Annotated in this window: 7 protein-coding genes; 2 read left to right on the forward strand and 5 right to left on the reverse strand. The window is 60.1% G+C overall.

The features are described 5' to 3' along the window. Nucleotides 1-328: 328 nt before the first annotated feature. The gene (locus ACJWXQ_RS04395) at nucleotides 329-1294 is read left to right on the forward strand and encodes an integron integrase (protein WP_346051181.1); all 966 of its coding nucleotides are present in this window, start codon (nucleotides 329-331) and stop codon (nucleotides 1292-1294) included. Nucleotides 1295-1395: 101 nt separating this feature from the next. Here the strand turns inward: ACJWXQ_RS04395 and ACJWXQ_RS04400 are convergent, their stop codons facing one another. The 5 genes from ACJWXQ_RS04400 to ACJWXQ_RS04420 form a co-directional block, all read right to left on the reverse strand. After that, on the reverse strand, nucleotides 1396-2028 hold the full coding sequence (locus tag ACJWXQ_RS04400) for a glutathione S-transferase (protein WP_406672247.1): 633 nt from the start codon (nucleotides 2026-2028) through the stop codon (nucleotides 1396-1398). 26 nt (nucleotides 2029-2054) lie between these two features. Next, a complete protein-coding gene (locus ACJWXQ_RS04405; RefSeq protein WP_346051179.1) occupies nucleotides 2055-3455 on the reverse strand; it encodes an amidohydrolase family protein in 1401 nt (466 codons plus the stop codon). 231 nt (nucleotides 3456-3686) lie between these two features. Continuing rightward, nucleotides 3687-6278, reverse strand: a complete 2592-nt coding sequence (locus tag ACJWXQ_RS04410) for a TonB-dependent receptor plug domain-containing protein (RefSeq protein WP_406672248.1) — start codon at nucleotides 6276-6278, stop codon at nucleotides 3687-3689. Between the two features lie 259 nt (nucleotides 6279-6537). Continuing rightward, on the reverse strand, nucleotides 6538-7221 hold the full coding sequence (locus ACJWXQ_RS04415) for a hypothetical protein (RefSeq protein ID WP_346051177.1): 684 nt from the start codon (nucleotides 7219-7221) through the stop codon (nucleotides 6538-6540). A 12-nt stretch (nucleotides 7222-7233) separates the two neighbouring features. Next, nucleotides 7234-7857, reverse strand: a complete 624-nt coding sequence (locus ACJWXQ_RS04420) for a hypothetical protein (RefSeq protein ID WP_346051176.1) — start codon at nucleotides 7855-7857, stop codon at nucleotides 7234-7236. Between the two features lie 519 nt (nucleotides 7858-8376). On the opposite strand from ACJWXQ_RS04420, the gene ACJWXQ_RS04425 reads away from it, so the two are divergent. Further along, the coding region (locus tag ACJWXQ_RS04425) for an aconitase family protein (protein ID WP_406672249.1) at nucleotides 8377-9380 on the forward strand (1004 nt) is incomplete at its 3' end.

Consider the following 9380-nt stretch of genomic DNA (forward strand, 5'->3'; position numbering starts at 1 on the left):
ATCCTTCTATCTGCACAGCAGCAATTCCGGCAGTGGCTTGGGCAAAAATAATAAAAAGGCCAATCAACCATAACGGTGAACTTCTGAAGTGCTTAAGCATTCTCCTCCCTCTTCACATAACAGCTAAATGGACCGCTGGCGGTTTTATTGCAATGGTTTGCCGGCGGTATAAGTCCGTTGTTTTGGTTTTTGGTGTTCATGGGATTCTCCTGTATTCAATCACTTATGAGCCTCCCCTGCCAGTGTGCGCTGTATTCGCTTGACGGCGGCGTTTTGCTCTTCTAATAATACTGTACATCCATACAGTTCTCGATAAAAGGGGAGAGCCATGGTGGATTCTGGGCGTAAGCCTCGGCTGCGGGAGCGGTTCCGGGAGGTGATTCGCGTGCGGCGATATAGTCGGCGGACGGAGAAGACTTATTGGTACTGGATTCGGTTTTTCATCCGTTTTAACGGGACTCGGCACCCGGCGGAGCTGGGCGAGGTCGAGGTCCGGCGCTTTCTGAGCTGGTTGGCGACGGATCGCAATGTGGCGGCGGCGACTCAGAATCAGGCGCTGAATGCGCTGGTGTTTCTTTACCGGCATGTGCTGGAACAGCCGTTGGGGGAGATCGGCCTGGTGACCCGTGCCCGTCGCCCGCGAAAGATTCCCGTTGTCTTTACACATGAGGAGGCCATGAGTGTGATCCGGCGGCTTCCGGAGCCTTACGATCTGATGGCCTCGCTGCTGTACGGGGCCGGTCTGCGGGTTACTGAATGCGCGCGCTTGCGGGTGAAGGACCTGGATTTCGCTCAACGGGTGCTGACGGTGAGGGACGGCAAGGGAGGCAAGGACCGAACGACGATCTTGCCTGAATCGCTGTATCCGGCGCTCCAGGCGCGTATCGCTGAGATCCGAAGGATCTGGATGCGAACGACACCGGAGAAACGAGTGCCGGTGACTCTGCCTTTTGCCCTGGCGCGCAAGTATCCAGGGGCGGCAACGTCCCTGCAGTGGCAGTGGCTTTTTCCGTCGGAGGGTCTTTGCCGGGACGATGAGGGTCGCATTGTGCGTTATCACATCCATGTGAGTGCGATTCAGAAGCATGTGAAGGTGGCTGTCGGGAAAAGCGGCATTACCAAGCGGGCGAGCTGCCATACCTTTCGCCACAGCTTCGCAACGGAGCTTTTGAAGCGGGGCTCGGATATTCGCACGGTGCAGGAACTGCTGGGGCATGCGGATTTGCGCACGACGCAGATCTACACCCATGTCCTGGGCCAGGCTTTTGCGGGGGTCAGCAGCCCACTGGCTTGAGTTGGCTGGTGCTGGCTGTGGCAGGCTGGCGGTCATTGCGCTTCGCCCTTTCCCTTTGGCCTGCCCCAAGCCTAGCGCAATTTTCCCGGTTTTTCCTGCGCCTACTCCGGCGGCTTGTCGAAGCGGTAGGGGGTGGCCTGGGCGGAGGCTCGGCTGCCGAAGTCCCTTTCGAAGGCCGCCAGGTTCGGCATCGGGGGCAGATCCATGGGGTTGCGAAATGGCAGGTGCGTGAGGAGGCAATAGAGGCCGGTTTCAAACAGGCTGAGGTCGCGGGGCGGCAGTTGCCGAAGGATATCGTTGAGATGGGTGTCCAGCCAGCTGAGGCTGTTGATGAGGCTTTGGCGGCGTTTCCTTGAGGCGGTGTCCGGGAGGCGCTTTTCCACTCTTTCGTGGACCACGACTTCCACTTCCATGGCCATGGCATGGGCAAGGGTTTCGTGGGCGTTCATCAGCAGGGGCGTTTCGGCGTCCCAGGGCCAGTTGATTTGCAGTCGGCCGGGGGCGGTTTGGGCCAGTGCCCGGCAGATATTGACGCTGCCGTAGATGGCCTGCCCGTCGAGTTTGAGGACCGGCAGTTTGAGCGCCGGGTTGCCGGCATAGGTTTCCGGGTCGTCACTCATCAGGTCGAAGATGGGCTGGAAGCGGTATTCGAGACCGAGTTCCTCGGCAACTATCCGCGTCATGCGGGTGTAGTGGGAACTCTGGCGTCCGATGATGTCCACTTGGCTGCTCATGAAAGTTACCTCCGCCTGGCGGTCCGTCAATCCTGTTCGGCTCTGGGTTTCCAGTCTGCCATTTCGGCTTCGGATCGGGGTCCGATGCGCCCTTCTGCCTGTTTGATGAGGTCCGGGGCGTTGTGCCACTGCCCGCTTTGCATGACCCAGCGCACATTGCGGGTGTGGGTGATGTCCTCCAGGGGGTTGCCTTCAACGACGACCAGGTCGGCCCATTTGCCGGGCTCGATGCTGCCGAGCTGTTCGCCCTTGCCCATGGCCCGGGCGCCGTTGAGGGTGGCGATCCGCAGGACCGCATGTTCAGGCAGGCCGGCACGATTCATGGCCTGCATTTCCCGATGAATATAGAACGGCGAGGTGTATTCGCCCCAGAAGGGATGGTCGGTACTCAGGGTGATGAGATGCCCTCCCCCGGCCTGGTAGAAAGCTTTGAGGGTGTCTTTCTTCACCCAGTAAAGGGTGTCGGCCAGTTCGGTGAAGTCGTCGGCTTCCCGGGGCTTGTGGTGCTCGCGGGCATAGTCGGTGAGAAAACGCTGCTCGTCGGCGAAGTCCTCGAAGACCGGTGAGTCGGTCTGACCAAAGGCACCGAAGGCGGCCAGGGTGGCGCTGAAATGGACGCCGTGGTTGATGTACAGGGCGACGACGTCCTGGAATTCCTCGCTGTCGGTGTCGACGTGCTTCCAGCTCAGATAGGCGTGGCGATCCTGTTTCAGGGTGTCGCCGCCGAGAAAGTGCTCCACCCGGTCGATCCCCATGAGGATGGCGTCCTTGGGATTGACGCTGTCGCCGACACCGGAGTTGAGATGGCCGGTGACGGTGAGGCCTTGTTTGTGGGCCGCCTTTATCAGAGCGGCGAGCTCATCGCGGGTGGGGTTCTTGGCCTTGAAGCCGGCGGCGCCCTGCTCGGCCAGTTTGTGCACTTCCTCGTGGATGGACTCGGGGCTGCGTCCGCTTTCCCAGTCGGGACGGGCGCTGCCGAAATAGGGGCCGGAGTTGAGCAGGCGGGGGCCGATACGATCGCCCCGATTGATGGCCTGGCGCAGCTCGCGCATCTTGTCCGGCTGCTTTTCGCCACCGGGGAAGGTGGTGGTGACCCCGTTACCGAGAAACATCAGGGGATAGGCCTCGGTCTCATCAATCCGCCCGGCCTGGAATAGATCCACATGGTAATGGGCATGGAGATCGATAAAGCCGGGCAGGAGGGTGTGATCATCCTCGAGCTTGATGTGCTTTACATCCTCAAGACGATCACTGCCCTCGCCCACGGCCAGAAATCTTCCCCGCTGAATCAGAATGCCGGGATTTTCAACCCGAGCCTCGCCGGTGCCATCGAAGAGATGACCGCCCGTAATCAGAGTGGCCTGGGAATGGGCCGATACAGCAAACAGGAAAAGCGTCAGGGCGGATAAGAGAACAACTGGACGCACGGGGCACCTCGTTGTTGGGGGTCAATGAAGGGGATGGGGCTTGTCAGAATACAGCATAGGCGGATTGGATACCTGTTGCAGGCCTTTCTGGCGGCATCCTGCTTGCCTGGGGCTATCTGACAGGGCTTGCCGGCGGCAGGTTCATCGTGGGCCGGTGACCGGCCGGCAATGAAACGGGGCGGACCCATAGGCCCGCCCCGCTTATTTCACTTGCCAGACGAGTAGAAAGGATCAGAAATCGTACTGGAAGCCTGCCCGGACGAAGGTGCCGCGGGGATCGTGATTGCGTGTGTCAAAACCCCACACATTCGCCATCACGAAGGGCGGGTCCTCATCGAGGATGTTATCCACATGGACGTAGGCTCTGCCGTTATCCCCTACCTCATACCAGGCACCGACGTCGAAGGCATTCCAGCCAGCGACACTGCGGTCTTCCATCGGCACATCCTCCATGGTGAATGGAATTCCGAAGGGATTGAATTCCTCGGTGTAATTGCCCACGTGCCGCAGGGTGACGTGATAGCCCCAGACCGCATTGCTCCAGTTCAGACGGCTGAAGGCCCTGAACTGCGGACGCTCGAATGTCCCCTCGAGCTTGCGAGTGGGCTCGCCTTCCCGCAGTTGCTGGCGGAATTTCCGCAGCCAGGTGAACTCGGTCTGCCAGACGAACTCGCCGCCCATGCCATCAAAGGTCACCCGGACATCGGCATCAAAACCGGCCACTTCCTGGGAACCGAAATTCAGGAAGGTGTCTTCGATGAAGTCGATGTTGCCACCCGGACCCCGGATAACACGGTCCTCGAACTCCGGATTGCCTGCGGCGGCTTGATCGATCACGAACTGGGGATCGGCATCAATCAGGTTCTCATGATTGATTTCCCAGTAGTCCAGACTGAAGGACAACCATTCCAGCGGCTGATAGACCGCCCCGATCACAAAGGAGTCGGATTCCTCCGGTTCCAGGTCCGGGTTACCTTCGAAGCGCACGATACGCTCAATGGGCCCTTCATCGGGGTTCAAGGGGTCATTCAGGATCGGTGACTGCTCGGTGGGCAACAGGCCGATCTCGGCAATGCTCGGCGCACGGAAGCCCTCGGACCAGGAGGCCCGGAACATCAACTCTTCCATGGGCTGATAGGACAAGCCGATACGCGGATTGGTGGTCCCGCCAAAGTCGCTATAGTCGTCATGACGCAGAGCGAACTGGGCCGAGAAGTCATCATGCAGTGGCAGGTAGAACTCCGTGTACAGGGAGTTGATGCTGCGGCTGCCGCTGGCATTGGTGGCCTCGGTGCCGACAATCTGCCCACGCAGGAACTGCTCATCCGGGGTATCGCGAATGCGCTCCTCGCGGAGCTGGGCACCCACCGCCATGCCTGCCTGACCTCCAGGCAACATGCCGATATCACCGTCGGCATTGAACTCCATCGCCTGCAGGGAGGACACCGCCGTGCGGTTCACGGTTGTTTCAACCGCGTCAATGGCTTCCGGTGAATTGGACTCGCCGGCCGGCAGGAAGGGGTTGTAGATCTCATCGTCAATGGCCTGCTGAGAGCGATCCAGGTTGATGAAACCACTGACACCGCGCTGCCAGGCACTGTGGCGCTGCAGGATGAGGCTGGCGTCATAATCCCAGTTGCCGGCCAGGGGCCCGGATGCCCCGGTCACCAGGCGCAGATTGGTGTGCTGATTATCCTGTACCCGCGGGCCGGCATCGGTATAACGATAACGAACAATCAGGTCCTCACCGAAAGGATTGTTGGCATTATCCTCCGACATGGTGAGGTCACCCACGGTGGGTGTTGCCGCACCGGTGATCTCGCTACGTCGCTGATTGAAGAACATCTCGTTGTAGAGAAGATGGCCGCCGCCAAGACTGTAGTCGGACAGGACAAAGGCGGAAGCGCTTTGCTCGTCCGGGCGGTTCATCATGTCCGGGGCGAAATCAAAGACACAGAGGGTACCGCCGGTGTTCGGCTCGGGCTCGATGCGATCAGCCGGACAGGCGGGGTCATGCTCCCAGACTTCGCTTTCCGTGAGGAAATAGGAACCCGGATTGGAGCCCAGGCCACTGCGGAAATCGAAACCGCCCATATCCAGCTTATTGGCGCTTTCGGAGAAGGAACGGTCCTTCATGAAGAGCACATCCCGGTCTGAAAACTCGAAACCGGCAAGGATACTGCCCCGCTCACCCTGTGCGCCCCAGTTGGCATAGAGGCGGTATTCCTGGGCATCGCCCTGGCTGGAAATCCCGTAATCGGCACCCACGGTGACGCCGTCCTCGGGGGCGCGGGTAATGATATTGACCACGCCGGCGATGGCATCGGTGCCGTACACGGCGGATGCACCATCCTTGAGGATCTCCACCCTTTCGATGGCGCTCACCGGAATGCTGTTAAGGTCGGCGAAGTTGACAGTGATGTCCATGGCCATGGGCGAATTGGCCAGACGTCTGCCGTTAAGCAGCACCAATGTGGCGTTGGCCGGCAACTCTCGGAGGCCGATACCGGCTGTACCGGGCGAGGTTCCATCGGCTTCGTTCCCTGCTTCGGTAAAAGAACCGGAGCCGGCTGAGGGAATACGGGTCAGCAGGTCAAAAGCGGAACTGATCCCGGCGGTCTCCAATTCCTCGCGCTCGATAATACTGGTGGGCGAAACGGTTTCCACATCCACTCGCTGCATGCGGGTGCCGGTCACGGTGACACGATCCAGGGCGCGGGCCGCAGCCTCGTCATCCTCCTGGGCGTGAACCGTACTCAGACCGGACAGGGCCATTGTGGAAATGGCCAATACGACTCCCCTGCGTATGGCATTGCTGTTCACGATGGTTCTCCTTTACGTGATTTCGACAGACAAACGAGGGCCTACTCAGCCGGGCCGCAGCCCGGCAAGCATGTTGTATAGATCAAACATGTCGACCCCCTTGGCTATCCTGGCGATTGACACCCCAATCATTTAGGGCGCTGGAACACCATGCAGGGAAAAAATTGTGTTGCAACATTGACACACCCCGTGTTATGTCAAAAAAACAAAACCGCTGCGAACGGGAGCGGAAGGAAGGATGCGATGCGCTGAGCTGCGCTCAGGCGTGGGCGGTGGCGTCGATGTAGTTCAGCTTGTGGTGTCGGTGAAGTCGGTAGAAGCGACGGAGTTCACGGTTGAGGGGCGCGGCCACCCGATGGCGCATGCGATCCATCAGGCGCCGGCAATAGCGACCGGCGTAGCAACTGGCACGCTGGTAACGCTGCCCTTCCGCATGACTTAATCGGCTGTCGAACCGCGGGCGGTGAAACAGGGCATGATGGATCTGGCGCCCCGGTGTGTGTCCCTGCTGTCGTGCCAGCAGGAGATTGGCAAGCATGAACTTGTCCACTTCCGCCTGCAGCTCCATCTCCAGACGGCTAATGGGGCGGTCATAACGTGCGTTGTGCCCCAGATAAAGAAAATGGCTGACCCCTTCCAGGGCCATCCAGAAATCTTCCAGGTTGTGACTGTGCAGTGATTGCTCCGGTGGCGAGGCATCAAGGCGTGCCAACAGTTCCCGATCAAGAAACAGGGAAACATTGAGTTCGCCGTCTATTTCCTTGATCAGCAGTTTCTCGCCGGTGGGTCGGTGTGCCCTGCCCTCGATCAACTGCACGAAGCGCTCATCGGTCAGCAGAAAGTCACTGACATCCCAGCCGGCCTCCACTTCGTAAAGTCGCTCCAGCATGCGTTGCCAGGCTGTCAGGCGCTGGCCTGTCCGTTCACTGGCCTGCTGGTTCATGGCTTGCCACCCCTAGTGCTTGCTACGGCTGATGGCGGCTTCGTCCGGGACGATGCCCATCGCTTCCAGCTTGCGTCGAGCGCGGGGGCTGCCGGTTTTCATCCAGGTCTCGTAGAGACGCAGTACGCTCTGGTCCCCATTGCCGTGGGCCCTGTGCCCTACTTCGGCCAGAACGTCCATGAAGGCGGTGAATTTTTCCGCCAGCTCCCGAAAGACCTCATTCAGGGCCAGATGCTCGAAGCTGCGCGGGGGTGAGGCGGCGAGACTGTTATAGGCGGCACCCCCCATGCCGGCGTAATAATCCACGTCCACGCTCTTGCGGCTGAGGCTCTCGGCGAAATACCCGGCCACAAACAATGCGATGTCACCCAGACGCTGGAGATGATGACGACGCAGTTCCGGGCGTTCGGATTCCATGGCGTCCTTGTAGATGAAGGCCAGGGGTTTCAGATGGCGGCCTTCCTCGGTCATTTCATAAAGATTATCGGAGCGGCTGTATTGCAGCAGCAGGTCCCCGAGGTAATGGGTCGTGCTTTCGGTGGCATCCACCTCGTTTCGATGCATGGCTTCGCTCACCGAGCCCTGAAACCACTCGCGAAGATCATTCACTGCCATCAGATCCGCCTGCCGACTCATGACTTACCTCCATCCTGCTACGACGGCTGCCAGGTAACTGGCCTGCAAGTCATTTAACGGCCGTGCATTGGGACTCTTCAACTGCTGCCCGGCCATTCCCCGACAAAAGCCTTTGCAAGACCGAAGAATGCTGGTATTAATGGATGCTTCAGCTCCTGACCGGCGTCTTGCCGCCACTACGCTCCCTTCCCAGCCGAACCTTTCCCTGCATTCAAGCACTTGCGGAACCGCGCCTGATCCGGGGTGCTCACACTGTCAGCAGAGCCGATCGCCGGCTGCCAGACATCCGTCGGCCCGACTCAACCGCTGGTCGTTTTCGCAGAATCCGTGCCGATTCCGTCCTGATGGCGACCAAAGGGGGCTGAAACGCAGCCGTCAGCCGTGAAATGACAGTCCGAATCCCGTATAATGGGCGGCTTTCAGGCGCCCCGCCCCGACTCTCGGCGCCAGGCATTGCCCCGCCCTGCAAACGGCGGGTTCCGACATCCATCCAGAACTCCAAATACACCGGGAGGCCCCATGACTGACAGTTTCAAGGCCCGCTCGACCCTGAAGGTCGGCGACAAGGACTACGAGATCTATCGGCTCGACGCGCTGGCTGACAAGCATGACATTTCGCGTCTGCCCTTCTCCCTGAAGGTCCTCCTGGAAAACCAGCTTCGCCATGAAGACGGCGAATCGGTCACCAAGAAGGATATCGAGGCGATCGCCAACTGGGACCCGAAGGCCAAGCCCAGCGACGAGATTGCCTTCACCCCGGCGCGGGTGATCCTGCAGGACTTCACCGGCGTGCCGGCGGTGGTGGATCTGGCCGCCATGCGCGATGCGGTGAAAAAGATGGGCGGCGATGCCGGCAGCATTAATCCTCTCTCCCCCGCCGAGCTGGTGATTGACCACTCCGTGCAGGTGGACAACTACGGCACCGCCCAATCCCTGGCCCAGAACAATGAAATCGAATTCGAGCGCAACAAGGAACGCTATGCCTTCCTGCGCTGGGGTCAGCAGTCCCTGGACAACTTCAAAGTGGTGCCGCCCAACACCGGGATTGTTCACCAGGTGAACATCGAGCACCTGGCCCGGGTGGTCTTCGGCAAGAAAAATGATGGCGTCCTGCAGGCCTACCCGGACACCCTGGTGGGCACCGACTCACACACCACCATGGTCAATGGCCTGGGCGTGCTCGGCTGGGGCGTGGGTGGTATCGAGGCCGAGGCCGCCATGCTGGGCCAGCCTGTGACCATGCTCGTGCCGCAGGTGATCGGCTTCAAGCTCAAAGGCAAGTTGCCGGAAGGCGCCACCGCCACGGACCTGGTACTCACCGTCACCGAGATGCTGCGCAAGAAGGGCGTGGTGGGCAAGTTCGTGGAGTTCTACGGCGACGGTCTCGACGACCTGCCCCTGGCCGATCGCGCCACCATCGCCAACATGGCCCCGGAGTACGGCGCCACCTGCGGCTTCTTCCCGACCGACGACGAGACCCTGCGCTACCTGCGTCAGACCGGGCGCCTGCCGGACGAGGTGGA

Source organism: Natronospira sp., assembly GCF_007134575.1.
In the GTDB taxonomy this organism is placed as follows: Bacteria; Pseudomonadota; Gammaproteobacteria; order Natronospirales; family Natronospiraceae; genus Natronospira; species Natronospira elongata.